This is a genomic window from Pseudomonas sp. lyk4-TYG-107, from assembly GCF_030209055.1.
In the GTDB taxonomy this organism is placed as follows: Bacteria; Pseudomonadota; Gammaproteobacteria; order Pseudomonadales; family Pseudomonadaceae; genus Aquipseudomonas; species Aquipseudomonas putida_A.
In genome coordinates, this window is sequence record NZ_JARVST010000022.1 from 73,616 (window position 1) to 99,566 (window position 25,951).

Annotated in this window: 16 protein-coding genes; 7 read left to right on the top strand and 9 right to left on the bottom strand. The window is 61.2% G+C overall.

The window, feature by feature from the left end:
* Nucleotides 1–123: 123 nt before the first annotated feature.
* The 4 genes from ligA to QRN61_RS19140 all read right to left on the bottom strand — a co-directional run bounded on the left by ligA (nt 124) and on the right by QRN61_RS19140 (nt 7,902).
* Nucleotides 124–2,481, bottom strand: coding sequence for an NAD-dependent DNA ligase LigA (gene ligA / locus QRN61_RS19125; protein WP_285374626.1), 2,358 nt, complete (start codon nt 2,479–2,481; stop codon nt 124–126).
* Between the two features lie 147 nt (nt 2,482–2,628).
* The gene (gene zipA, locus QRN61_RS19130; protein ID WP_027613270.1) at nt 2,629–3,492 is read right to left on the bottom strand and encodes a cell division protein ZipA; all 864 of its coding nucleotides are present in this window, start codon (nt 3,490–3,492) and stop codon (nt 2,629–2,631) included.
* Between the two features lie 259 nt (nt 3,493–3,751).
* Complete coding sequence (gene smc / locus QRN61_RS19135; RefSeq protein ID WP_285374629.1) at nt 3,752–7,240, bottom strand: chromosome segregation protein SMC; 3,489 nt, start codon at nt 7,238–7,240, stop codon at nt 3,752–3,754.
* Nucleotides 7,241–7,242: 2 nt separating this feature from the next.
* Entirely contained in the window at nt 7,243–7,902 is a 660-nt protein-coding gene (locus QRN61_RS19140; protein ID WP_007961062.1) for a GntR family transcriptional regulator, read from the bottom strand.
* 267 nt (nt 7,903–8,169) lie between these two features.
* On the opposite strand from QRN61_RS19140, the gene xdhA reads away from it, so the two are divergent.
* The 4 genes from xdhA to guaD all read left to right on the top strand — a co-directional run bounded on the left by xdhA (nt 8,170) and on the right by guaD (nt 14,334).
* Complete coding sequence (gene xdhA, locus QRN61_RS19145) at nt 8,170–9,624, top strand: xanthine dehydrogenase small subunit (protein ID WP_285374634.1); 1,455 nt, start codon at nt 8,170–8,172, stop codon at nt 9,622–9,624.
* The gene (gene xdhB / locus QRN61_RS19150) at nt 9,617–12,016 is read left to right on the top strand and encodes a xanthine dehydrogenase molybdopterin binding subunit (protein ID WP_097087625.1); all 2,400 of its coding nucleotides are present in this window, start codon (nt 9,617–9,619) and stop codon (nt 12,014–12,016) included. The genes xdhA and xdhB overlap by 8 nt, the downstream gene beginning before the upstream one ends.
* Before the next feature lie 142 nt (nt 12,017–12,158).
* Nucleotides 12,159–13,016, top strand: coding sequence for a xanthine dehydrogenase accessory protein XdhC (gene xdhC, locus QRN61_RS19155; protein WP_285374637.1), 858 nt, complete (start codon nt 12,159–12,161; stop codon nt 13,014–13,016).
* Nucleotides 13,017–13,029: 13 nt separating this feature from the next.
* Complete coding sequence (gene guaD / locus QRN61_RS19160; protein WP_285374638.1) at nt 13,030–14,334, top strand: guanine deaminase; 1,305 nt, start codon at nt 13,030–13,032, stop codon at nt 14,332–14,334.
* A 156-nt stretch (nt 14,335–14,490) separates the two neighbouring features.
* Here the strand turns inward: guaD and QRN61_RS19165 are convergent, their stop codons facing one another.
* Complete coding sequence (locus tag QRN61_RS19165) at nt 14,491–15,255, bottom strand: GntR family transcriptional regulator (protein WP_027613276.1); 765 nt, start codon at nt 15,253–15,255, stop codon at nt 14,491–14,493.
* A 359-nt stretch (nt 15,256–15,614) separates the two neighbouring features.
* Here QRN61_RS19165 and QRN61_RS19170 point away from each other — a divergent pair, with 359 nt between their 5' ends.
* Nucleotides 15,615–16,811 carry a benzoate/H(+) symporter BenE family transporter gene (locus QRN61_RS19170; RefSeq protein ID WP_097087620.1) on the top strand — a complete coding sequence of 399 codons (1,197 nt, stop codon included), beginning with the start codon at nt 15,615–15,617 and terminating at the stop codon, nt 16,809–16,811.
* Between the two features lie 37 nt (nt 16,812–16,848).
* Here the strand turns inward: QRN61_RS19170 and QRN61_RS19175 are convergent, their stop codons facing one another.
* On the bottom strand, nt 16,849–17,193 hold the full coding sequence (locus QRN61_RS19175; RefSeq protein WP_003223308.1) for a YggL family protein: 345 nt from the start codon (nt 17,191–17,193) through the stop codon (nt 16,849–16,851).
* Nucleotides 17,194–17,428: 235 nt separating this feature from the next.
* On the opposite strand from QRN61_RS19175, the gene dacB reads away from it, so the two are divergent.
* Nucleotides 17,429–18,889, top strand: a complete 1,461-nt coding sequence (gene dacB / locus QRN61_RS19180; protein ID WP_096797083.1) for a D-alanyl-D-alanine carboxypeptidase/D-alanyl-D-alanine endopeptidase — start codon at nt 17,429–17,431, stop codon at nt 18,887–18,889.
* Between the two features lie 125 nt (nt 18,890–19,014).
* On the opposite strand, the gene QRN61_RS19185 is transcribed toward dacB, so the two are convergent.
* Together QRN61_RS19185 and rlmKL are read right to left on the bottom strand one after the other, a co-directional pair.
* Nucleotides 19,015–21,402 (bottom strand): sensor domain-containing diguanylate cyclase, encoded by a 2,388-nt coding sequence (locus QRN61_RS19185; RefSeq protein WP_027613279.1) that lies wholly within the window; start codon nt 21,400–21,402, stop codon nt 19,015–19,017.
* 148 nt (nt 21,403–21,550) lie between these two features.
* On the bottom strand, nt 21,551–23,821 hold the full coding sequence (gene rlmKL, locus QRN61_RS19190; RefSeq protein ID WP_285374643.1) for a bifunctional 23S rRNA (guanine(2069)-N(7))-methyltransferase RlmK/23S rRNA (guanine(2445)-N(2))-methyltransferase RlmL: 2,271 nt from the start codon (nt 23,819–23,821) through the stop codon (nt 21,551–21,553).
* A gap of 532 nt (nt 23,822–24,353) precedes the next feature.
* Here rlmKL and rmf point away from each other — a divergent pair.
* Complete coding sequence (gene rmf, locus QRN61_RS19195; RefSeq protein ID WP_003223300.1) at nt 24,354–24,569, top strand: ribosome modulation factor; 216 nt, start codon at nt 24,354–24,356, stop codon at nt 24,567–24,569.
* 267 nt (nt 24,570–24,836) lie between these two features.
* Here the strand turns inward: rmf and QRN61_RS19200 are convergent, their stop codons facing one another.
* Nucleotides 24,837–25,856, bottom strand: a complete 1,020-nt coding sequence (locus QRN61_RS19200; protein ID WP_027613281.1) for a quinone-dependent dihydroorotate dehydrogenase — start codon at nt 25,854–25,856, stop codon at nt 24,837–24,839.
* Nucleotides 25,857–25,951: the final 95 nt, after the last annotated feature.

The window sequence follows — 25,951 nt, forward strand, 5'->3', positions numbered from 1 at the left end:
GCCCCCAAAACCATGCGACCTCATTTACCCTGAAATACCGAGGATGGTGGTTTTGCGACGACTTCGTCGCCGAGCGGGAGCAAGCTCCCTCGCCACAAAAGCAGACTGCCGAACAAAACTGTATCAGGCAGAAATGCCATGGGTTTTGAGGAACGCGATAAACGCCTCTTCGTCCATCACCTTCACCCCCAGCTCATTGGCCTTGGTCAGTTTCGAGCCGGCACCGGGCCCTGCGACCACACAATGCGTTTTCGCCGAGACCGAGCCAGCAACCTTGGCGCCGAGGCTTTCCAGGTGTTCTTTGGCCACATCGCGGCTCATCAATTCGACCTTGCCGGTCAGCACCCAGGTTTCGCCGGACAGCGGCAGGCCCTCAACGACTTTCTTCTCGCTCAGCCAGTGCATGCCGAAATCCCGCAGCTGTTTCTCGGCGGCCTCGGCGATCTGCCGATGCTCGGGCACAGCAAAAAACTCGCGCACCGAATTGGCCTGCTTCTCCGGTAGCGCCTGACGCATGTCCAGCCAGTCGGCATTCATCACTGCTTCCAGCGAACCGAATTTGTCCGCCAGTTTCTGCGCGCCGCCCGGGCCGACAAAGGGAATGTGCAGCTTGTCGAGCAGACCACCGAGGGTGGTGCTGGCAGCAAATTCGGCGCCGAGTTCACCCTGATCCTGAATCTGCAGGCCATGCCCCAACAACTCGGTGATCACCTGCTGGTTGTGTGCATCTTCGAAGAAGCTGTGAATCTCGTGGGCCACTTCCAGGCCGATGTCCGGCAGATAGGTCAGCACTTGCGGCAGCGCCTGCTGCACGCGTTCCAGCGAACCGAGCGAGCGCGCCAACACCTTGGCCGTTTCCTCACCGACATCGGGAATGCCCAGCGCATAAATGAACCGCGACAGTCCCGGTTGCTTGCTGTCTTCGATGGCCGCCAGCAGCTTGTTGCTGGAGACCTCGGCAAAGCCTTCCAGATCGACAATGTCGTCGAACTTCAGCGCATACAGATCCGCCGGTGAACTGACCAGACCTTCATCGACCAGTTGCTCGACGCTTTTGTCACCAAGGCCTTCGATGTCCATCGCCCGGCGCGAGACGAAATGAATGATCGCCTGCTTCAGTTGCGCACCGCAGGCCAGACGGCCAACGCAGCGGTACACCGCGCCTTCGCTGATGGTCTCCTTGCCCTTGCTGCGCTTGACCAGTTGCGTGCGCTCGACATGGGAGCCGCAGACCGGACAATTCTCTGGAATCGCTACAGGACGAGCATTCTCCGGGCGACGTTCGGTGACCACTTGCACCACCTGCGGGATCACATCACCGGCACGGCGGATGATCACGGTGTCACCAATCATAAGGCCCAGGCGCGCCACTTCGTCCATGTTGTGCAGGGTCGCGTTGGCGACGGTGACGCCGGCGACCTTGACCGGTTTCAACCGCGCCACCGGAGTGACCGCGCCGGTGCGACCGACCTGGAATTCCACGTCGAGCAGTTCGGTGAGTTCTTCCATCGCCGGGAATTTGTGCGCGATCGCCCAGCGCGGTTCGCGGGCCCGGAAGCCCAACTCGCGCTGATCGGCGATGCTGTTGACCTTGAACACCACACCGTCGATTTCGTAGGCCAGCGCGTTACGCCGCTCACCGATGTCGCGGTAGTAATCCAGGCACTCGCCGATGCCTTTGGCCAGCTTCAGCTCGTGGCTGATCGGCATGCCCCACTTCTGCAATTGCTTGAGGTTGCCGATGTGGGTGTCGGAGATATCGTGGGAGACCTGACCGATGCCGTAGCAGCAGAATTCCAGCGGGCGATTGGCGGTGATCTTCGAATCCAGCTGACGCAGGCTGCCGGCAGCGGCGTTGCGCGGGTTGGCGAAGGTCTTGCCGCCGACTTCCAGTTGCGAGGCGTTGAGGCGCTCGAAACCGGCCTTGGACATGAACACTTCCCCACGCACTTCCAGAGTCGCCGGCCAGCCTGTGCCATGCAGCTTCAACGGAATGTTGCGCACGGTGCGCACGTTGACGCTGATGTCCTCACCGGTGGTGCCATCGCCACGGGTGGCGCCGCGCACCAGCACGCCGTCCTGATACAGCAGGCTGACCGCCAGGCCATCGAGTTTCGGCTCGCAGCTGTATTCCACCGCCGCACCGCCACCGAACAGATCGCCGGCCGGCAGATCCAGACCCTCGGTCACCCGACGGTCGAACTCGCGCATGTCGTTTTCTTCGAAGGCGTTGCCGAGGCTGAGCATCGGTACTTCGTGACGCACCTGGGTGAACGCGGTCAATGCCACGCTGCCGACACGCTGGGTCGGCGAGTCGCTGGTGATCAATTCCGGATTGGCCGCTTCCAGCGCCTTGAGCTCGTGGAACAACCGGTCGTACTCGGCGTCCGGAATGCTCGGCTCGTCGAGGACGTGGTAACGGTAGTTGTGCTGATCGAGTTCAGCGCGCAGCTCTAGAATGCGGTTTTTGGCGGCGGTCATGGGTGTTCTCTCATAAAGCAAAAGAGCAGCCGAGGCTGCTCCAGTTTCATCATTCAAAGATCGCAGCCTCGTTGCACTCGACAGCTCCTACAGGGATCGCGTTCCTCTGTAGGAGCGGCCGAAGGCTGCGATCTTTTGATCTTGGCCTTAGCGCTTCTGGGTCAGGGCGCGGCGTTCGAATTCGACGATGCGCTGACGGTAATGCTCGATGGTTTGCGCGGTCAGCACGCTGCGCTGGTCGTCTTTCAGCTCGCCGTTCAGTTCCTGCGACAGCTTGCGTGCTGCCGCCACCATCACGTCGAAGGCCTGCTTCGGATGACGCGGGCCTGGCAGGCCGAGGAAGAAGCTCACCGCCGGGGTGCTGAAATGGTCGATGTCGTCCAGATCGAAGATACCCGGCTTGACCGCGTTGGCCATGGAGAACAGCACTTCACCGTTGCCGGCCATGCTTTCGTGACGGTGGAAAATATCCATCTCGCCAAAACGCAGACCGCTTTCCAGAATATTCTGCAACAGCGCCGGGCCTTTGAAGCCGGCGGCGTCGCGGCAGATCACGCTGATCACCAGGACTTCTTCGGCTTGCGGCTGATCCTTGTCGGCCACCGCTGGCGCAGGCTTGCTGTCGTCGACGAAGTCATCATCACGGCTGCTGAAGCTCGGGCCGCCGTCCAGGTCCAGGTCGAGGTTCAGGTCGCCCTGGGCCGGACCGTTGCTGCCGCGCTTGCCACGTTTCGAACCGGATTCGCGAGGCTCGCGTGCTTCGCGGGCCGGCATGCTCACCGACGGCAGATCGTGTTCGTCCAGTTGCGGCTCTTTATGTGTGTCCAGCACGCGGGCCGGGCCCAACAGCTCAGCACTGGTGTCCTCGTCCGGCAGGTTGGACAGACTTCGGTCAAGACGGAATTTCAGTTTTCCCTTGCCGCCGCGCATACGGCGCCAGCCATCGAAAAGAATACCGGCTATCACAATGATGCCGATGACGATCAGCCACTCGCGCAGACCGATTTCCATGTAATCCCGTGCCTCTATAAAAAATGCTGAAAAATAAGGGGTTTACATTGTGCAAACCGCTTTAAAACGTGGCGCCAACTCTATGTTCTGACAGGCGTTTTGCCCACGTATACGAAAAATTGACATTAAACTAGCACGACCAAAGACAACTTTACACCGTCTGTCACATTGGCTTGCGCGAATATGTCGATTGGCCAGCAAGTCGAAGTCGGTAAAAAAGTCCTACAGACTACTCATACCCTTCCGACACCACGCTGACTCAGGCGTCCACCATCGCCATCGCCTCCTCGACATCCACTGCAACCAGTCGCGAACAACCCGGCTCGTGCATCGTCACACCCATGAGTTGATCGGCCATTTCCATGGCGATCTTGTTGTGGGTGATATAGATGAACTGCACGGTCTGCGACATCTCTTTAACCAATCGTGCGTAGCGTCCAACGTTAGCGTCATCCAGTGGCGCGTCAACTTCATCGAGCATGCAGAACGGCGCCGGATTCAATTTGAAGATCGCAAAAACCAGTGCCAGCGCGGTCAGGGCTTTTTCCCCGCCAGAGAGCAAATGGATGGTGCTGTTCTTCTTTCCTGGCGGCCGCGCCATGATCGTCACCCCTGTATCGAGTAGATCTTCGCCCGTCAGTTCCAAATACGCGCTGCCACCACCGAAAACTTTCGGGAAAAGCGCCTGTAATCCGCCATTGATCTGATCAAAGGTATCCTTGAAGCGGTTACGGGTTTCCTTGTCGATCTTGCGAATGACGTTTTCCAGGGTCTCCAGTGCTTCGACCAGATCGGCGTCCTGCGCATCCAGATAACGTTTACGCTCGGATTGTTGCGTGTATTCGTCGATGGCCGCGAGGTTGATCGCACCCAGGCGCTGAATCCGCGCATTGATCCGTTCGAGTTCTTCTTCGGCGGCGCGTTCACTGGCCTCAGGCGTCAAGGTCGCGAGCACGCCATTGAGATCGTAGCCGTCTTCGAGCAATTGATCCTGCAACGCCTTGCGCCGCACGGTCAGCGCTTGCCATTCCATGCGCTGTTGTTCGAGCTGGCCACGGATCAGTTGCGATTGCTGCTCGGCCTGGGTCCGGCGCTTTTCCGCCTCGCGCAGTTCGCGGTCGGCGTCTTCCAGCGCAATCTGCGCAGTCTTCAGTTCTTCGTCGACGGTCATGCGTTTGTCGAGCAGCTCTTCGAGTTTCAGGCGCAGCTCTTCCAGCGGTGCCTCGCCCTCCTCCAGATTCAGACTCAACTGCTCACGCTTTTCGGTCAGGCGCTCGGCCTGCATCTCCAGACGTTCCAACGCCTGACGCGTGGAATCGTGCTGCGCGCGCAACGAACCGAGACGCACCGCCAGTTGATGGGCGTGATCCTTGTGCTGACGGGCTTCCTGGCGCACGCGATCAAGGCGTTCGCGCAGGCTGTCACGCTGAGCCAGCAGCAATTCGCGCTGCTCGGTGTCCAGCGCCATGGCATCGAGCGCTTCCTGCAATTGCATGCGCGCTTCGCCGATCTGTTCGTGTTCCAGTTCGCGTTGCTCGCCGAGTTCGATCAGCTCCTCATCGAGTCGGGTGCGGCGCAGCGTCAGCTGTTCAGCCTTGGCTTTACCGGCGGACAACTGGGCTTTCAATTCACCTTGGGAGCGGGCTTCGTCCTGCAGCAAACGGCGCAAATGCTCACGACCGTTTTCCTGCTGCCGCTGTTGCGCACGCAGGGTTTGCAGACGGGTTTCCATGGCTTCGACCGTGGCTTCGCGCTCTTCGCGTTCGACCTGCAGCGTCTCGATTTCCTGGCCACGGGCAAGCATGCCGCTCTCGGCTTCACTGGCGCGACGCACCCGCAGGAAGTGTCGGCCAACCCAGTAACCGTCGCGACTGATCAGGCTCTGCCCTGCACTCAACTGGCCGCGCAAGGCCAAGGCCTGCTCAAGGCTGTCGACCGGTTTGACCTGGCCGAGCCACGGCGACAGATCGATCTGTGCCTCGACCTTGTCCAGCAGACTGCCCGCTATCCGCACACCATCGCTGGCAGGGCTGAGCAGGCGCAGATCGCCTTGGGTGAAACCGGACAGATCGAAACCGTTGAAGTCGTCCACCAGCACCGCTTGCAGATCGGCGCCGAGCACGGTTTCCACCGCCAGCTCCCAACCAGCCTCGACCTTCAAGCCTTCGGCGAGACGCGGCCGTTCGGCGAGGTGGTGTTCCTTCAGCCATTCGGCGGTGCCGGTGCCCGGGTCGAGCGCGGCTTGTTGCAAGGCTTCCAGCGACGCCAGTCGTCCGTTCAGGCGCTGCAAATCGCCCTGCGCCTGCTGCTGCGCGGTCAGTGCCTGCTGCAATTCCTGACGCAGTTGTTCAAGTTTTTCGACCTGCGCTTCTTCGCTGGTCTGCAAATCTTCGAGGGTCGCCTCGGATTCGGCGAGCTGCTCGTTGAGCGCCATGATCGCCGCGTCTTCCGGGTCGGCGGAAAGCAGATCGCGCTCTTCGGCGAGACGCTTTTGCCGATCGGCCAGACGCTCCATGCTGGTTTCCAGCTGCTGGATCCGCGACTGCTGCACTTCGGCCTGGCGCCGTGGTTCGGCAGCGGTCAGGTTGAAAGTGTCCCACTGCTCCTGCCAGCCGTGCATGACGCTTTCGGAATCTTCCAACGCAGCGGCGGCTTCTTCGGCAGCGGCGCTGGTGACTTCCTGCTCGGGGGTGAGCATGTCCAGCTCTTCGCCGAGGGTCAGCAGCAGCGTGCGGTCGTGGCCCAGGTGCGATTCGGTTTCCAGACGCGCGCGCTCGGCTTCTTTCAGATCGTCCTGCAACTGGCGCAAGCGCTGCTGGCCGTGCTGGATGCTCTGCTCGACCCGGGCGATGTCGCCGCCGACCGAATAGAAGCGGCCCTGCACCAGATTGAAGCGCTCGGACAGTTCATGGTGCCCGTCGCGCAGCCGCTCGATAGCCGCATCGGCATTGCGCTGCTCGGCGACCAGCGCTTCGAAACTGACTTCCTGGTTGCCGATGATCGATTCGCGTTGGCCGACTTGATCGTTCAGATCCTGCCAGCGCAGGGCCGACAGTTGCGCCTTGAGCTGACGCTCTTCGGATTTGTATTCCTGATACTTCTTCGCGGACTCGGCCTGCCGGTGCAAACGTTCGAGCTGACGCTCAAGCTCTTCGCGCAGGTCGGTCAGACGCGCCAGGTTTTCGTGGGTGCGGCGGATGCGGTTTTCGGTCTCGCGCCGACGCTCCTTGTACTTGGAGATCCCCGCCGCCTCTTCGATGAAGTTGCGCAGGTCTTCCGGTTTGGCTTCGATCAGCTTGGAGATCATCCCCTGCTCGATGATCGAGTAGCTGCGCGGGCCGAGGCCGGTGCCGAGGAAGATGTCGGTAATGTCGCGACGACGGCACTTGGCGCCGTTGAGGAAATAGCTGTTCTGGCTGTCGCGGGTGACTTTGCGGCGAATGGAGATCTCGGCGTAAGCCGCGTACTCGCCGACCAGGGTGCCGTCGGAGTTGTCGAACACCAGTTCGATGCTCGCCTGGCTCACCGGTTTGCGGCTGGTCGAGCCGTTGAAGATGACGTCGGTCATCGACTCGCCACGCAGGTTCTTCGCCGAACTCTCGCCCATCACCCAGCGTACGGCGTCGATGATGTTCGACTTGCCGCAACCGTTCGGCCCGACGACCGCCGCCATGTTACTGGGGAAGTTCACCGTGGTCGGGTCGACGAAGGACTTAAACCCCGCCAGTTTGATGCACTTCAGCCGCACGCTCAGGCAACCGTCAGGGCGGAGACCACCAGATCGCAGCTGCGCTGGGCGTAAGCCGTCAGCACGATGCGGATCTGCGGCAAATCACGGGCGAGCACAGCGGCCAGCAGGCGTTCGAACAGCTCGAGGAACTCGCTCATTTCGGCCTTGCGCTGTTCGAGGGCGAGGAAATACGCACGGCTCATGGCCGGCTGCAGGTTCTCGACGGTCTCTTGCAGGTACGGGTTGTTGGCAAACGGGTACGCAGCGCGCATCACGGCGAAGCTGTCGTCGACGAAGGTGCGGATGTCCTGACGCTCGTAGCTGGCGGTCAGGCGCTGCTGGATCTGCACGAACGGCGCCATGTCGGCCTGGGTCTGCCAGCCATTGGCGACCGCATTGCCGAGCAGGATGTACAGCTCGCTCATCAGCGTGCACAGGCTCTGCACCTTGTGTGCGGTGAGTTCGGTGACATGGGCGCCACGTCGCGGCAGGATCGCGATCAGGTGACGGCGTTCGAGGATCAGCAGGGCTTCGCGGACCGATCCGCGGCTGACATTGAGGGCCAGCGTGACCTTCTGTTCCTGAATGCGCTCTCCCGGCTTCATTTCGCCGCGAATGATGCGTTCGGCGAGGTGGTGAGCGATTTGCTCGGCGAGGCTGTCCGGCGCCTTGAACGTCATGGTTGTCCTTCAAACTCTTCGATCTGCACAAGCGGCGCAGTGTAGCGCAAATGCAGGTGCATGGCGGAGTGCCCGCACGGCGCTTTTTGGCACGATTCAAGCAAAAAGGCAGTGAATCCGCTCAGGGTCAATACTCAATAGAGCACGCGTTAATCGACAAAACCGTTTTTCCTGACCTTTAAGTCAGAAAACCATTGACCGAAAAGTCAGACCTGCTAAATTCGGCTCAAGTCGGTTAACAACAATAATGAGTCTGCGAGGCCTTCCGTGATCCAGTTTTTACTTAACCAGGAACTCCGTAGCGAGCACGCCCTGGACCCGAATCTGACCGTGCTCAATTACCTGCGCGAACACGTGGGCAAATCCGGCACCAAAGAAGGCTGCGCCAGCGGCGACTGTGGCGCCTGCACCGTGGTGGTCGGCGAGTTGCAAACGGATGACGCCGGCCGCGAACACATTCGCTATCGCAGCCTCAACTCGTGCCTGACCTTTGTGTCGTCGCTGCATGGCAAACAACTGATCAGCGTCGAAGACCTCAAGCACCAGGGCGAACTGCACAGCGTGCAGAAAGCCATGGTCGAGTGCCACGGCTCGCAGTGCGGCTTCTGCACCCCCGGCTTCGTCATGTCGCTGTTCGCCCTGCAAAAGAACAGCGATGCACCGGATCCGGCCAAGGCGCACGAAGCGCTGGCCGGCAACCTCTGCCGCTGCACCGGCTACCGGCCGATCCTCGCCGCCGCCGAACAATCCTGCTGTGGCAAGCAACCGGATCAGTTTGATGCCCGCGAAGCCGAGACCATCGCCCGCCTCAAAGCCATCGCCCCGACCGATATCGGTGAACTCAACAGTGGCGACAAGCGTTGCCTGGTGCCGCTGACCGTCGCCGATCTGGCCGATCTGTATGACGCTTACCCACAAGCGCGGCTGCTGGCCGGCGGCACTGATCTGGCGCTGGAAGTCACCCAGTTCCACCGCACCCTGCCGGTGATGATCTACGTCGGCAACGTCGCCGAAATGAAGCGCATCGAAACCTTCGATGACCGCATCGAAATCGGCGCCGCCACCTCCCTCTCCGACTGCTATGAAGCGCTGACCGCCGAATACCCGGACTTCGGCGAGCTGCTGCACCGCTTCGCCTCGCTGCAGATCCGCAACCAGGGCACCCTCGGCGGCAACATCGGCAACGCCTCGCCGATCGGTGACTCGCCACCGCTGCTGATCGCCCTCGGCGCGCAAGTGGTGCTGTGCAAAGGCGAAACCCGGCGCACGCTGAACCTGGAAGATTACTTCATCGACTACAAGGTCACCGCGCGTCAGGAAAGCGAGTTCATCGAAAAAATCGTCGTCCCGCGCGCCACGGCCGAGCAGCGTTTCCGCGCCTACAAGGTTTCCAAGCGTCTGGACGATGACATCTCCGCCGTCTGCGCCGCATTCAATCTGCGCGTGGAAAACGACGTGATCAGCGATGCGCGCATGGCGTTCGGCGGCATGGCCGCGATTCCGAAACGCGCCGCCCATTGCGAAGCCGTGCTGCTCGGCCAGCCGTTCAACAACGCTGTGATCGAACGCGCCTGCGCTGCGCTGGCCGAAGACTTCACGCCGCTCTCGGACTTCCGCGCCAGCAAGGAATATCGCCTGCTCAGCGCGCAGAACCTGCTGCGCAAATACTTCATCGAACTGCAAACACCGCACATCGAGACTCGGGTGACCGCTTATGTCTAACCATCACGCCGTAGAGAAGACTCAAGCCGAACTGGCGGAACTGTTCGCCAGGGACCTGACCACCGGTGTCGGCCGCAGCGTCAAGCACGACAGCGCCGCCAAGCATGTGTCCGGTGAAGCGCAGTACATCGATGATCGCCTGGAGTTTCCCAATCAGCTGCACGTTTACGCACGGCTGTCAGACCGCGCCCACGCGAAAATTATCAGCATCGACACCAAGCCCTGCTACGCCTTCGAAGGCGTGCGCATTGCGATCACCCATGAAGACGTGCCGGGCCTGAAAGACATCGGACCGCTGCTGCCGGGCGATCCGCTGCTGGCCATTGACGACGTGCAGTTCGTCGGGCAACCGGTGCTGGCCGTGGCCGCCAAAGACCTGGAAACCGCGCGTAAAGCGGCAATGGCGGCGATCATCGAGTACGAAGATCTCGAGCCGGTGCTGGACGTGGTCGAAGCCTTGCGCAAACGGCACTTCGTGCTCGACAGCCACACCCATCAGCGCGGCGATTCGGCTTCGGCATTGGCCACCGCCGAACATCGCATCCAGGGCACGCTGCACATCGGCGGCCAGGAACACTTTTATCTGGAGACGCAGATCTCCTCGGTGATGCCCACCGAAGACGGCGGCATGATCGTCTACTGCTCGACGCAGAACCCCACCGAAGTGCAGAAGCTGGTGGCCGAAGTGCTCGACGTGTCGATGAACAAGATCGTCGTCGACATGCGCCGCATGGGCGGTGGTTTCGGCGGCAAGGAAACCCAGGCCGCCAGCCCGGCGTGCCTGTGCGCGGTGATCGCGCACCTCACCGGGCAGCCGACCAAGATGCGTCTGCCACGGGTCGAAGACATGCTGATGACCGGCAAGCGCCACCCGTTCTATGTCGAGTACGACGTCGGCTTCGACAGCACCGGGCGCCTGCACGGGATCAATATGGACCTGGCTGGCAACTGCGGCTGTTCGCCGGACCTGTCGGCGTCGATCGTTGACCGGGCGATGTTCCACTCGGACAACTCGTACTACCTTGGGGACGCGACCATCAATGGTCACCGCTGCAAGACCAACACCGCGTCGAACACTGCCTACCGTGGTTTCGGCGGCCCGCAAGGGATGGTCGCCATCGAAGAAGTGATGGACGCGATTGCCCGTCACCTCAACCTCGATCCATTGGCCGTGCGCAAGGCCAACTACTATGGCAAGACCGAGCGCAACGTCACTCACTACTACCAGACCGTCGAGCACAACATGCTCGAAGAGATGACCGCCGAACTGGAAGAAAGCAGCCAGTACGCCGAGCGCCGCGAAGCGATCCGTCGCTACAACGCCAACAGCCCGATCCTGAAAAAAGGCCTGGCGCTGACCCCGGTGAAATTCGGCATTTCCTTCACCGCCAGTTTCCTCAATCAGGCCGGCGCGCTGATCCACGTCTACACCGACGGCAGCATCCACCTGAACCACGGCGGCACGGAAATGGGCCAGGGTCTCAACACCAAAGTCGCGCAGGTGGTGGCCGAAGTGTTCCAGGTGGAAATGGATCGGGTGCAGATCACCGCGACCAACACCGACAAAGTGCCGAACACCTCGCCGACTGCGGCCTCCAGCGGCGCTGACCTCAACGGCAAGGCCGCGCAGAACGCCGCCGAGATCATCAAGCAGCGTCTGGTGGAATTCGCCGCGCGGCACTACAAGGTCAGCGAAGAAGACGTGGAATTCCACAACGGCCATGTGCGCGTGCGTGACCACATCATGACCTTCGAGGCGCTGATTCAACTGGCGTATTTCAATCAGGTCTCGCTGTCGAGCACCGGCTTCTACAAGACCCCGAAAATCTACTACGACCGCAGCCAGGCCCGTGGTCGGCCGTTCTACTACTTCGCCTTCGGCGCGGCGTGCTGCGAAGTGATCGTCGACACCCTGACCGGCGAGTACAAGATGCTCCGTACCGACATCCTCCACGACGTCGGTGCCTCGTTGAACCCGGCGATCGACATCGGTCAGGTCGAGGGTGGTTTCGTCCAGGGCATGGGCTGGCTGACCATGGAGGAGCTGGTCTGGAACAACAAGGGCAAGCTGATGACCAACGGCCCGGCCAGCTACAAGATCCCGGCCGTGGCGGACATGCCGCTGGACCTGCGGGTGAAACTGGTGGAGAACCGCAAGAACCCGGAAGACACGGTGTTCCATTCCAAGGCTGTGGGTGAGCCGCCGTTCATGCTCGGGATTGCCGCGTGGTGCGCGATCAAGGACGCGGTGGCGAGCCTCGGTGACTACAAGCATCAGCCGCAGATCGACGCACCGGCGACCCCGGAGCGGGTGTTGTGGGGCTGTGAGCAGATGCGCCAGCTCAAGACTGTAAAAGCGGTCGAAGCTGAAACCGAGTTGGCTCCGCTCTAGACCGAGGCGCGGCTAATCGCTGGCAAGCCAGCTCCCACAGTGATCTGTGGTGATTTCAGGATTTGCGGTACACCACAAACCTGTGGGAGCTGGCTTGCCAGCGATGAGGCCTGAACAGACAACGATGTTGTAGGGGTGACATATGTACAACTGGATCGACGCCCTCGCCGACCTGCAGAACCATGGCGAACCCTGTGTTCTGGTGACGATCATTGAAGAACTCGGCTCGACCCCGCGCAACGCCGGCTCGAAGATGGTCGTCAGCGCGAAACAGACCTTCGACACCATCGGTGGCGGGCATCTGGAATACAAAGCCATGCAGATCGCCCGCGAGATGCTCGCCAGCGGCAAGCAGGACACCCATCTGGAGCGCTTCAGCCTCGGCGCCAGCCTCGGCCAGTGCTGCGGTGGCGCCACCGTGTTGCTGTTCGAACCGATGGGCCAGGTGCAGGCGCAGATCGCGGTGTTCGGCGCCGGGCACGTCGGCCGTGCGCTGGTACCGTTGCTCGCCAGCCTGCCGTGCCGGGTGCGCTGGATCGATTCGCGGGAAGAAGAATTCCCCGAACAGATCCCCCACGGCGTGCGTAAAATCGTCGCCGAAGAGCCTGTGGATGAAATCGACGACCTGCCCGCCGGCAGCTACTGCATCGTCATGACCCACAACCATCAGCTCGACCTGGAACTCACTGCCGCGATCCTCCAGCGCAACGACTTCGCTTACTTCGGCCTGATCGGTTCGAAGACCAAACGGGCCAAGTTCGAACATCGCCTGCGTGATCGCGGCTTCGACAGCGGCGTCGTGCAACGCATGCGGTGCCCGATGGGCATTGGCGACGTCAAAGGCAAACTGCCTGTGGAAATCGCCATCTCCATTGCCGGCGAAATCATCGCCACCTATAACGCCAATTTCGGCCAGCACAGCGCCAGCGCCGAACCGATTGCCAGACTGCTGCCGGTTTCGCGGCGCAGTCAGGCCGCCAAACTCAAAGCCTCAAACTGATTAGAGAACCCTCATGCCTCTGACTCGCAAAGCCTACCGCGCCGCCATCCTGCACAGCATCGCCGACCCCGCCGAAGTCGGGATCGAAGCCTCCTACGAATATTTCGAGGACGGCCTGCTGGTGGTCGATGGCGGCAAGATCAGCGCCCTCGGCCACGCCAGCGAACTGCTGCCGACCCTGCCGGCGGACATCGAGATCACCCAATATCAGGACGCGCTGATCACCCCGGGCTTCATCGACACCCACATCCACCTGCCGCAAACCGGCATGGTCGGGGCCTACGGCGAGCAACTGCTGGACTGGCTCAACACCTACACCTTCCCGTGCGAAAGCCAGTTCGGTGACAAGGCCCACGCCGACGACGTCGCCGATATCTTCATCAAGGAACTGCTGCGCAACGGCACCACCACCGCGCTGGTATTCGGCAGCGTGCACCCGCAGTCGGTGAATTCGTTCTTCGAAGCCGCCGAGAAGCTCGACCTGCGGATGATCGCCGGCAAGGTGATGATGGATCGCAACGCGCCGGACTACCTGACCGACACCGCCGAATCGAGCTACGTCGAGAGCAAGGCGCTGATCGAACGCTGGCACGGCAAGGGCCGCCTGCACTACGCGGTCACCCCGCGTTTCGCTCCGACCAGCACCCCGGAGCAACTGACCCTCGCCGGCCAACTGTTGACCGAATACCCGGATCTGTACATGCAGACCCACATCAGCGAAAACCTCAAGGAAATCGAGTGGGTCAAGGAACTGTTCCCGGAGCGCAAGGGTTACCTCGACGTTTACGATCACTACAAGCTGCTCGGCGAACGCTCGGTGTTCGCCCACGGCGTGCACCTGTGCGACGACGAATGTGCGCGACTGGCGGAAACCGGCTCGGCGATCTCGTTCTGCCCGACCTCGAACTTCTTCCTCGGCAGCGGCCTGTTCAACCTGCCGATGGCCGAGAAGCACAAACTGAACGTCGGCCTCGGTACTGACGTCGGCGGCGGCACCAGCTTCTCGCTGCTGCAAACCCTGAACGAAGCCTACAAAGTCATGCAGTTGCAAGGCGCGCGGTTGAGTCCGTTCAAGTCGCTGTACCTGGCGACGCTGGGCGGTGCGCGGGCGCTGCGTCTGGAAGACAAGATCGGCAACCTGCAGCCGGGTTCCGATGCGGACTTCCTGGTGCTGGATTACAACGCCACGCCACTGCTGAGCTATCGCCTGAAACAGGCTAACAACATTGCCGAAACGTTGTTTGTGCTGATGACACTGGGCGATGACCGCACGGTGCAGCAGACTTATGCGGCGGGGGCTTTGGTGCATCAGCGCTGAGTTTTCTCCAGGCATAAAAAATCCCCCGGCGGTGTTAGCCCCGGGGGATTTTTGTTGCCTATCAAAAAGCTATCGCGAGCAGGCTCACTCCTACAAGTGAACGCATTTCAAGTGTAGGAGTGAGCCTGCTCGCGATGGGTTCGACTCGGTGTCAGCTCAAAGCTTGGCCGCCGGGCGCCCAGTTTTTTTGGTCTGCAACAAATGCGAGAACACCGCATGCAGATCATCCGACGCACTTTCCTCATCGAGGTTGAGCTTGCTGTCGATGTGATCCATGTGATGCATCATCAGGTCCACCGCCAGCTCACCGTTGCGCGCTTCGATGGCGTCGATCAATTGGGTGTGCTCGTCGTAGGAGCAATGCGAGCGGTTGCCGCTTTCGTACTGGGCGATGATCAGCGAGGTCTGCGAGACCAGGCTGCGCTGGAAGCTGATCAGTGGCGCGTTCTTCGCCGCTTCGGCGAGCTTCAGGTGGAATTCGCCCGACAGACGGATACCGGCGCCGCGATCTCCACGGGAGAAGCTGTCGCGCTCGTCGTTGACCATCTGACGCAATTCGGCGATCTGCTCGGCGGTGGCGTGCTGCACGGCCAGCTCGGTGATCGCGCGCTCCACCAGACGGCGGGCCATGAACACTTGACGCGCTTCTTCAACGCTCGGGCTGGCGACAACGGCGCCACGATTCGGCCGCAACAGGACCACGCCTTCATGGGCCAGACGCGACAGCGCGCGGCGAATGATGGTGCGGCTGACCCCGAAGATTTCCCCCAGCGCTTCTTCGCTCAATTTTGTACCGGGCGCCAGACGCTGTTCGAGGATGGCCTCGAAGATATGCGCATAGACAATATCGTCCTGGGTTCCGCTGCGGCCGGCTTTGCCTGCTCGCGGTTGTTTCTTGAGGGGTTGCAACTGTTCGTTCATGGGCACTCGAGTCGGGAGAACTGCGGCGAATAGACCGTGACTGTAATACGGCACAGTAGGTCGCTGGCAAGTATCGCGTAAAAAACAGCGCGATTGTACACAATGAATGGTGGCAACACGACTGTACGGCTGTTTGTGACCACGGCTGTATTGCAACGATCCGTCAGGTTTGAGTTTAGGCTTGATCGCAGAATCCGCAGCCAGAACACAACTCTCCTGTGGGAGCGGGCTTGCTCGCGAAGGCAGTGTGTCAGGCGACATCTGCTTTTACTGGCCCAGCGCTTTCGCGAGCAAGCCCGCTCCCACAGGGATTCAGGGTAATTGCGGACATCTCCATCTGTATAAGGAACACCGCCGTCATGAACGACGCCACCTACACTCGCCTGCGCCCTCTCGCCGACACTTCGCCCTCGGCGATCGTCGCCGGTTTCATTGCGATGATGACCGGCTACACCAGTTCCCTGGTGCTGATGTTTCAGGCCGGACAAGCGGCGGGCCTGAGCAGCGGGCAGATTTCCTCATGGATCTGGGCGATTTCCATCGGCATGGCGGTGTGTTCGATCGGCCTGTCGCTGCGCTATCGCACACCGATCACCATCGCCTGGTCGACACCGGGTGCAGCCCTGCTGATCACCAGCCTCGGTGGCGTCAGCTACGGCGAGGCCATCGGTGCCTACATCACCTGCGCGGTGCTGGTAACGATTTGTGGCCTGACCGGCAGCTTCGAACGCTTGGTGAAGAAGATCCCGGCGTCGCTGGCGGCAGCGTTGCTGGCGGGGATTCTGTTCAAGATCGGCAGCGAAATCTTCGTCGCCGCACAACACCGTACCGGGCTGGTGCTGGGGATGTTTTTCACCTATCTGCTGGTCAAACGCCTGTCACCGCGTTACGCGGTACTGGCTGCGCTACTGATCGGCACTGCGCTGTCAGGTTTCATGGGTCTGCTGGATTTCAGCGGTTTCCATCTGGAACTGGCGACGCCGGTGTGGACCACGCCGCACTTCTCGCTGGCCGCGACCATCAGCATCGGCATTCCGTTGTTCGTGGTGGCGATGACCTCGCAGAACATGCCCGGCATCGCCGTGCTGCGCGCCGACGGCTACAACGTCCCGGCTTCACCGCTGATCACCAGCACCGGCATCGCCTCGCTGTTGCTGGCGCCATTCGGCTCCCACGGCATCAACCTCGCGGCGATCAGCGCGGCGATCTGCACCGGGCCGCACGCCCATGAAGATCGCAACAAACGCTACACCGCCGCCGTCTGGTGCGGGATTTTTTACGGGATTGCCGGGGTGTTCGGCGCCACATTGGCGGCGCTGTTTGCCGCGTTGCCAAAAGAACTGGTGCTGTCGATTGCCGCGCTGGCGCTGTTCGGTTCGATCATCAACGGCCTGAGCATTGCCATGACCGAAGTGAAGGAACGCGAGGCAGCGCTGATTACCTTTATGGTCACGGCGTCGGGGTTGACGCTGTTTTCCATTGGTTCGGCGTTCTGGGGGATTGTCGCGGGGGTTTTGACATTACTGATTTTGAATTGGCGTAAAGCCCAGGCATAAAAAAACGGCGACCCTCAGGTCGCCGTTTTTTTCAGTATCACTTGGCCGCGTTGATCGGCTTTTCCGGATACCAGACGTCCAGCAGCGGGCTGACGGTCATGCCGGTCAGTTCGCTACGGTTTTTCAGCCAGGCTTCAACGGCAGCGCGCTGCTCTTCGTTGACCGAGCCACGCTTCTGCAGGCAAACCAGACCGAAGTCATCGCCGCCAACATAACCCAGACCGTTGGCTTCCATGGCTTCTTTGATGAATGCTTCGAGGAAAGCGTCAATGGCTTCTTCGGACAAGTCTTCTTTGAAGTCCAGGTTCAGTTCGAAACCCAGCTCTTGGAATTCATCAACGCACAGTTTTTTGCGCAGACGCTGGGAACGGTTAGTCGCCATTGGAACAATCCTCTTAAGTAATAACGGCCGGCACTTTACCAGTTTAAGCGGTCAATTGCCCGACTCTCTGGGCGCGATGGTCGACCGCCTGTAAAAAAAATAACGAAATGGCCGCCCCGGGCAAGGCACAAGCTGTTACACCTTGGGGCATAATGCCGACACTTTCATGACCACTGAGGGCTTTTTCATCCATGCCCTCGTTATTTTTCCCCTCTTCTGCAGGGTTTTATTTCATATGATCAAATCGTTGCGTCCTCTCTTTCTCGCCGGCCTTCTTCTGCCCCTGGCCCTGCCGGTTGCCGCTGCCACCATCAACACCGCCCTCACCCCTAACGTCGAAAAAGCCCTCAAGGCCAGCAAGCTGCAGCCCACCGCACTGTCACTGGTGATGATCCCGCTCGACGGCCCGGGCAATCCGACCGTGTATAACGCCGACGTCTCGGTCAACCCGGCTTCGACCATGAAACTGGTCACCACCTACGCCTCGCTGGAAATGCTCGGCCCCAATCATCAGTGGAAAACCGAGTTCTACACCGACGGCGACCTCAGTGGCGGCATTCTCAACGGCAACCTGTACCTCAAGGGTGGCGGCGATCCGAAGCTCAACATGGAAAAACTCTGGCTGCTGATGCGCGACCTGCGCGCCAACGGCGTGACCCAGGTCACCGGCGATCTGATCCTCGACCGCGGCTTCTTCATCCAGCCGCAACTGCCGGAATTCAACGACGACGGCAACGACGAGAACAAGCCGTTCCTGGTCAAACCGGACTCGCTGCTGGTCAACCTCAAGGCCCTGCGCTTCGTCGCGCGCAATGACGGTGGCCGGGTGCTGATCTCGGTGGAGCCGCCGATTGCCAGCGTGCGCATCGAAAACACGGTCAAGGCGCTCAACTCCAAGCAGTGCACCGGTGGCGTGCGCTACAACCCGGTGACCCAGGCGGACGGCAGCGTCACTGTGACCGTCGCCGGCCAGTTGGGCGAAGGCTGCAGCTCGCAGACTTATCTGTCGCTGCTCGACCACGCGACCTACACCGCCGGTGCCGTGCGCGCGATCTGGAAAGAACTGGGCGGCAGCATTCAGGGCAAGGATCGCCTCGCCGCGACCCCGAGTGGCGCCAAGCTGCTGGCCCGCGCCTACTCGCCGGATCTGGCGGAAATCATCCGCGACATCAACAAATACAGTAACAACACCATGGCCCAGCAGCTGTTCCTGAGCCTCGGTCAGAAGTACCGCAACGAAGCCGACGGTGACGACGCCAAGGCCGCACAACGCGTAGTCCGCCAGTGGCTGGCGAAGAAAGGCATCACCGCGCCGCACCTGGTGATGGAGAACGGTTCCGGGCTGTCGCGCGCCGAACGCGTCAGCGCCCGCGAGATGGCCAACATGCTGCAAGCCGCCTGGCACAGCCCATACGCCGCCGAGTACATCAGCTCGCTGCCGATTGCCGGCACCGACGGCACCATGCGCAAACGCCTGAAGACCACCGCAATGCGCGGCGAGGCCCACGTCAAGACCGGTACCCTGAACACCGTGCGCGCCATCGCCGGCTTCAGCCGCGACGTCAACGGCAATACCTGGGCGGTGGTGGCGATCCTCAACGACAAGGCGCCGTTCGGCGCGTCGTCGGTGCTGGATCAGGTGCTGCTGGATCTGTACAAGCAGCCGCGCCTGCCGCAGACCGCTTCGGCCCTGTAAAAACACAGCCGCTCTAATGTGGGAGTGGGCTTGCTCGCGAAGGCGTCAGATCAGTCAGTATTTTTGCTGGCTGACACACCGCTTTCGCGAGCAAGCCCGCTCCCACAGGTAGATCGTGCCAAGGCTCAGCTCATCTGCTCCACCCGATCACGCCCGCCCTGCTTCGCCGCATACACCCCCGAATCCGCGCGCAGCAGCAGCGCATCCGCGCCCTCCCCCGGGCGCCAGCTGGCGATGCCGAAACTGGCCGTCACCACCCCGACCACATCCACCGGCGCACTGCGCAGGCCTTGCCACAACTCCACCGCCAGCATGTACGCATGCTCGCCGTCGATGTCCGGGCACAGCACCATGAACTCTTCACCACCGAGACGACAGAACACATCGGTACGCCGCAAGCGATGGCCGATGCGCTCGCACACCGCCTGCAGCACCCGATCACCGACGGCATGACCGTACTGGTCGTTGATGCGTTTGAAGTGGTCGATGTCGAGCATGATCACCGACAGCTCACCGCCGCCGCGCTCCACCCGGGCCATTTCGGTGGTCAGGCGTTCCTGGAAGTAGCGGCGGTTGTGGATACCGGTCAGCGAGTCGGTGACCGATAGCGCCCGCAATTCCTCTTCCACCCGTTTCAAGTCGGAAATGTCCGAGATGTAGCCGTGCCACAGCACGCCGCCGCCCGGCAGCTCTTCCGGCGTCGCCTCGCCGCGCACCCAGCGCAGGCCGCGCTCGGGCAACTGCACACGGTATTCCTCGCGCCATGGGCTGAGGCTGTCTGCCGAAGCACGGATCGAGCTGCGCACTCGCGAGACGTCTTGTGGATGGATGCGGGTGAAAATCGCCTCGGCATTGAGCAGCAACACGTCCGGCTCCAGCTCGTAGATCTCGCGGATGCCATCGCTGGCGTAGATCACGCTGAAGCGCCCGTCGAACTCCATCTTGAATTGGTAGATGCCGCCGGGCACGTGCGCGCTGAGCTTTTTCAGCAATACATCCCGCGCCGCCAGCGCTTCGTGCACGCGCTTGCGCTCGGTGATGTCGATGCAGATCGCCAGATGCCCGACCCACAAACCCTGCTCATCGAGCACCGGGGTGGCGAGCATGTTCACCGGCAGATGACTGCCGTCGCTGCGCACCAGCGTCCATTCGCGCGCCTCATGACCGCCGACCTCGCCGCCCTCGACCAGCATCGCGTGGCAGGTCGGAATGCTCTTGCCGTAACGCGCACTCAACTCCGCCGAACGCGCCGCCAGCTCTCGCGGCAGATGCAGGTTTTCCAGGGTCATGTGCCCGACCACATCGGCGCTGCTGTAGCCGAGCATCTGTTCGGCGCCAGGGTTGAAGGTGTTGATCACCCCGCGCAGGTCGGTGGCGATGATTGCCACCTGGGTTGCGGCATTCAGCACGCCACGCAACTGACCGTGGGTGCCGCGCAATTCCTGCTCGCGGGCGTGCAGTTCCTGGGTGCGCAGTTCGACCATGCGCAAGGCGCGCTGGCGTTGACTGACCAGCACGTATAGCAGTGCGCTGAGCAACAGACTCAGCAGCGCCCCCAGCACCACCAGGCTGCTGATCGACGAATGGTTGGCCTGCAGAAAGGCTTCACTGGGCTGCATGTCCACTTGATAGTCATGGTCGGCCATGCGCAACAGACGTGTGGCGGACAGATCACTGGCCCCGGCCTGGTTGGCGGACTCGTAGAGCACTTCATGCTGTTCATCGGTGGACAGGTCGAGAATGCGTACATTTAGGAAATCCTGGTGCTCCTCCGGCAGTCCGTCGGCCAGCAACTGCTGCATGCTGATCACCGCCATCACATAGCCTTGCGGCGGCCCTTTCGGCGCCCCTTCACGAGTGACCGGCGCCAGCAGCAAGACGCCCCGGGCATACGCCGGATCAATCCCCACTAGATGCAATGGTTGCGACACCACCATGTGCCCGGTGCGGTCGGCGCGTTCCAGCGTCGCCCGGCGCAGCGGCTGCGCCAGCAAGTCGTAACCCAGCGGTGTGGGCAAGCGGCTGAGGCTCTGGGTGTAGATCACCGGTACGTATTCGGGGCGATCAGCGGCGGTCTGCAACTGATCGTCAGCGTTCAGTTCACGAAAGGTGAAGGTACTGAAGCCTTCGTTACGCACGGCCTGTTCGACCGCCGGGCGTTCGGCACGGCTAATCCGTGGCGCATAGGAATAGGCCTGGGTGCGTAATAGAAGCGGTTTGGCATAGCCGTCGAATTCGTTGCGTGAGACCGAATCGGAGTTGGCGAAGAAACGGCGCAGGCCATCGAGACGCTGTTCCTGATCCTGGAAACGTTCTTCGATGCGGCTGTAACGCTCATTGGCCAGCAGCTGGAAGCGTTGGCGCAGTTGATGGTGAAACTGATTGAGGGTAGCCCAGGCGAGCAGCCCCGTGAGAATCCCGCCGGCGAGCAATACCAGCAGCGCGACCAGCCAGGCCGAGACGTCTTCGCTGATAAAACCCAGAATCTTTGGGCGCACGGGGTGCAACGACATAGGGGCAACTCACGACGCCATTGTTTCGGGGGGAAAACCCCATTGGCCATGAGTTGAGTTATAGCTATTAGCCATTAATTTGGCTAGCGCTGATCGGATCCAAGAGCCTTTAAAAATCAAGGCTCTGTGGATCCAACCCGCCCAAGCGTCAACGAGCCGTGATTTTCCAGGCGCGGTGGATCTTGGTGTTACGCGCAAAATCCGGATCGATGGTCTGCGCGCTGATTTCCTCGACCGCGTAACGTTCGGCCAGGTTCTCCTCCAGCTGGAACTTGCGGAAGTTGTTGGAGAAATACAGCACGCCACCCGGCGCCAGACGTGCCATGGCCAGGTCGATCAACTGCACCTGATCACGCTGCACGTCGAAGATGCCTTCCATGCGCTTGGAGTTGGAGAAGGTCGGCGGGTCGATGAAGATCAGGTCGTACTCGTCGCGGCTGCTTTCCAGCCACGCCATCACGTCGCCCTGCTCCAGACGGTTCTTGTCGGAGAAGCCGTTCAGCGACAGGTTGCGCCGCGCCCAGTCGAGGTAAGTCTTCGACAGGTCGACGCTGGTGGTGCTGCGCGCGCCGCCCTTGGCCGCGTGCACACTGGCGGTCGCGGTGTAGCAGAACAGATTGAGGAAGCGCTTGCCGGCGGCCTCTTTCTGAATGCGCATGCGCATTGGCCGGTGATCGAGGAACAGCCCGGTGTCGAGGTAGTCGGTGAGGTTCACCAGCAGCTTGACGCCGCCTTCGCTGACCTCATTGAACTTGCCCTGCGCCGCCTGACGCTCGTATTGCTTGGTGCCGCTCTGCCGCTCGCGGCGTTTGACCACCACGCGGCTCTTGTCGACGTTCAGCGCCTGCGGGATCGCCGCCAGGGCATCGAACATGCGCGCCGAGGCCTTTTCCGGATCGATCGACTTCGGCGCGGCGTATTCCTGCACGTGCACCCAGTCGTGATACAGGTCGATGGCCATGGCATATTCCGGCATGTCGGCATCGTAGACGCGGTAGCAGTCGATGCCTTCGCGCTTGACCCACTTGCTCATCGCCTTGAGGTTTTTCTGTAGGCGGTTGGCAAACATCTGCCCGCCTTCGCTCAGGCGCGGCTGCTCGACCACTGGCGCCGGGGCTGACGTCGGTTTGATCGGGTTGCCGTTCTTGTTGTACTTGCGCTCTTGCGGCTCGTTCGGGGTTTGATCGTAAGCGGCTTGCTCACGCTCGGCCTGACGCTGTTCCGGGGTCCGCCGCTCGCCGGTGACGAACTGATCCGGCAGCACTTTGATCAACAGCAGTTTGCACGGCAGCGCGCCGTTCCAGAACGAATACTGTTTGTGGCTGCGAATGCCCATGCGCTTGCCCAGATCCGGGGCGCCGGTGAATACCGCCGCTTCCCAGTTCAGGCAGGCCTGCCGCAGGCGCTCGCCAAGGTTCTGATAGAGGTAAAGCAGGCTGGCTTCGTCACCCAGACGCTCACCGTACGGCGGGTTGCAGATCACCAGACCTTTCTGGTTCTGGTCCGGACGCGGCTCGAAGGTCGCGACTTCGCCCTGATAGATCTTGATCCACTCGCTCAGACCGGCGCGCTCGACGTTATTGCGGCCCGGCTGAATCAGGCGCGGGTCGGCTTCGTAACCGCGAATCCACAGCGGCGGCTTGGCCAGACCGGCAGCGGCGCGTTCGACCGCTTCTTCATGGAGTTTTTTCCACAGCGCCGGAACGTGACCGAGCCATGCGGTAAAGCCCCACTGCTCGCGGCGCAGGTTCGGCGCCATGTCGGCGGCGATCATCCCGGCTTCGACGAGGAACGTACCGACACCGCACATCGGGTCAGCCAGCGCGCCGCCTTCGGCCGCAATGCGCGGCCAGCCGGAACGGATCAGGATCGCTGCCGCGAGGTTTTCCTTCAGCGGCGCCGCGCCCTGCTGCAGGCGGTAACCGCGCTGATGCAGGCTGTGGCCGGAAAGGTCGAGGGACAGGATCGCTTCGCCGCGATCCAGGCGCAGGTGAATACGCAGATCCGGGTTGAGCTTGTCGATCGACGGACGGTCGCCTTGCGGGGTACGCAGTTTGTCGACGATGGCGTCTTTGACTTTCAGCGCACCGAAGTGGGTGTTGTCGATGCCCGAGCCGTGGCCGCTGAATTCAACGGCCAGGGTGCCGTCGGCGAGCATGTGATCCTGCCACTCGACGTCAAGCACGCCGTGGTACAAGTCTTCAGCATCTTTCATCGGGAAGCGCTTGAGCACCAGCAACACCCGGTTGGCCAGACGCGACCACAGGCACAGGCGATAAGCGGTTTCCATGGTCGCCATGCCACGCACGGCGGAGGTGTGCTCGCGGGCGTCTTCAAGGCCAAGCCCGACGGCTTCCTCGATGAGCAGGCCTTCAAGGCCTTTGGGGCAAGTGAGGAAGAGTTCGAAACGGTCGGACATGGTATTTCCAGAGCCTTTGGCTAGTGAACCGGCAACGCATTGCCGATCCGGTTTTCAATCAGGCGCTTTTCTAAAAGAGCGCCCGCGTGGCACGAAGGTGTGCCGTTCCATCCCCGCTGCTCGGGTTAAAAGAGCTTAGATGCCGGGACAGAGAAAATAGTTGATGAAACAAAAAGTCTTAAAGCGACCCTTCGTCGCTTAGTAACCGAGCGTAAACGTGGGTCATTCTCACTAAAGGATTAACCCCATCATCCAGCGCGGGGCCGATCATACCGGGGTTTGCTGAAAAAACGTTCATGAAACCCGTCGTTACTTATGGCTGTAGCACTATTTTCGTTACGTCCTTATGACAAAACGATCATTCCCTCGGTGTGACTCATTGGTTAGAACTGACCACAGGTTGACGTCGCAACGGCGTCAACACCTTGGCTCGCCACGCCGGCAGCGAGCCGCCCAACGGCAGAGTTTTTTCTGCCAGACCTCGGTTGAGGTCAACGCGACGAAAACAGTCAACAAGTGAGGGAAACACCCTATGAGAAGACTTAAGCGTGATCCGTTGGAAAGAGCATTTTTGCGCGGATATCAATATGGCGTTGGTGGCAAATCCCGCGAGCTTTGCCCATTTACTCTACCGTCGGTACGCCAAGCCTGGATCAACGGCTGGCGAGAAGGACGCGGCGACAACTGGGACGGTATGACCGGCACTGCGGGGATCCACAGACTCAACGAACTTCACGCCGTCGGCTGACACAGGGCACTTATTGCAACACGACAATCTGAATTTCTAGCGACTTACCATGCACGTCCTTCCCGGACGGCGGGCTTCGGCCCAGGGGCTCCTTCGAGGAGCCCTTTTTTATGCCTGAAAATGCAATCCCCTGTGGCGAGGGAGCTTGCTCCCGCTCGGCTGCGCAGCAGTCGTAAATCCTGAATCCTCGCTATACCTGACAAACTTGGGGCTGCTTCGCAACCCAGCGGGAGCAAGCTCCCTCGCCACAAAAGCCCTCAGAAAACCTCAGCGCAGCGCGGCGATCGCGTCGACCGATTCGCGAATCAGCGCCGGGCCCTTATAGATGAAGCCCGAGTAAATCTGCACCAGGCTCGCACCCGCCATGATCTTCTCGGCCGCATGCTTGCCCTCAGTGATGCCACCGGCCGCGATGATCGGCAACCGACCACCCAGCTCAGCCGCCAACACCTTCACGGTATGCGTGCTCTTGTCACGCACCGGAGCGCCGGACAGACCACCCGCCTCGTCACCGTGCTCCATGCCTTCGACGCCGACGCGACTCAGGGTGGTGTTGGTGGCGATCACTGCGTCCATTCCGGTTTCGATCAGTGCCTGAGCCACCTGCGCCGTTTCTTCGTCGGTCATGTCCGGGGCGATCTTGATCGCCAGCGGCACATGTTTGCCGTGACGCAGGGCCAGTTCGGCGCGGCGCGTGGCCAGATCCGCCAGCAACTGCTTGAGCGAATCACCGAACTGCAGACTGCGCAGGCCCGGGGTGTTCGGCGAGCTGACGTTGACCGTGACATAGCTGGCGTGGGCATACACCTTGTCCAGGCAAATCAGATAGTCGTCCACCGCGCGCTCGACCGGAGTGTCGAAGTTCTTGCCGATGTTGATCCCCAGCACGCCCTTGTATTTGGCCGCCGCGACCCGCGCCAGCAGGTTATCCACACCGAGGTTGTTGAAGCCCATGCGATTGATGATCGCCTCGGCTTCCGGCAGACGGAAGATCCGTGGTTTCGGGTTGCCCGGCTGCGGACGCGGGGTCACGGTGCCGATTTCGACGAAACCGAAACCCAGTTGCGAGAAACCGTCGATGGCCGCGCCATTCTTGTCCAGACCGGCCGCCAGACCCACCGGGTTCGGGAAGTCCAGGCCCATGACCGTCACCGGCACATTCGCCGGCTTCTTGCACAGCATGCCGTTGAGGCCCAAACGCCCACCCGCGCCGATCAGATCCAGCGACAGATCGTGGGAGGTTTCCGGGGAAAGTTTGAACAACAGCTGACGGGCCAGGGTGTACATGGGCGGCGATGACTCGGGCGGCGAAAAGAGGCGGCGATTATAGCCGGGCAACGTCCCCCGGCGCGAGGCACACAGGTAAATCAGCCTGACTGGCA

Coding starts and splice junctions, on each gene's coding strand:
- ligA (WP_285374626.1), bottom strand. CDS start 2,481: ATGACCGCCGCCAAAAACCGCATTCTAGAGCTGCGCGCTGAACTCGAT.
- zipA (WP_027613270.1), bottom strand. CDS start 3,492: ATGGAAATCGGTCTGCGCGAGTGGCTGATCGTCATCGGCATCATTGTG.
- QRN61_RS19140 (WP_007961062.1), bottom strand. CDS start 7,902: ATGACGTTCAAGGCGCCGGACAGCCTCGCCGAGCAAATCGCTCACCAC.
- xdhB (WP_097087625.1), top strand. CDS start 9,617: ATGTCTAACCATCACGCCGTAGAGAAGACTCAAGCCGAACTGGCGGAA.
- xdhC (WP_285374637.1), top strand. CDS start 12,159: ATGTACAACTGGATCGACGCCCTCGCCGACCTGCAGAACCATGGCGAA.
- guaD (WP_285374638.1), top strand. CDS start 13,030: ATGCCTCTGACTCGCAAAGCCTACCGCGCCGCCATCCTGCACAGCATC.
- QRN61_RS19165 (WP_027613276.1), bottom strand. CDS start 15,255: ATGAACGAACAGTTGCAACCCCTCAAGAAACAACCGCGAGCAGGCAAA.
- QRN61_RS19170 (WP_097087620.1), top strand. CDS start 15,615: ATGAACGACGCCACCTACACTCGCCTGCGCCCTCTCGCCGACACTTCG.
- QRN61_RS19175 (WP_003223308.1), bottom strand. CDS start 17,193: ATGGCGACTAACCGTTCCCAGCGTCTGCGCAAAAAACTGTGCGTTGAT.
- dacB (WP_096797083.1), top strand. CDS start 17,429: ATGATCAAATCGTTGCGTCCTCTCTTTCTCGCCGGCCTTCTTCTGCCC.
- QRN61_RS19185 (WP_027613279.1), bottom strand. CDS start 21,402: ATGTCGTTGCACCCCGTGCGCCCAAAGATTCTGGGTTTTATCAGCGAA.
- rlmKL (WP_285374643.1), bottom strand. CDS start 23,821: ATGTCCGACCGTTTCGAACTCTTCCTCACTTGCCCCAAAGGCCTTGAA.
- rmf (WP_003223300.1), top strand. CDS start 24,354: ATGAGAAGACTTAAGCGTGATCCGTTGGAAAGAGCATTTTTGCGCGGA.
- QRN61_RS19200 (WP_027613281.1), bottom strand. CDS start 25,856: ATGTACACCCTGGCCCGTCAGCTGTTGTTCAAACTTTCCCCGGAAACC.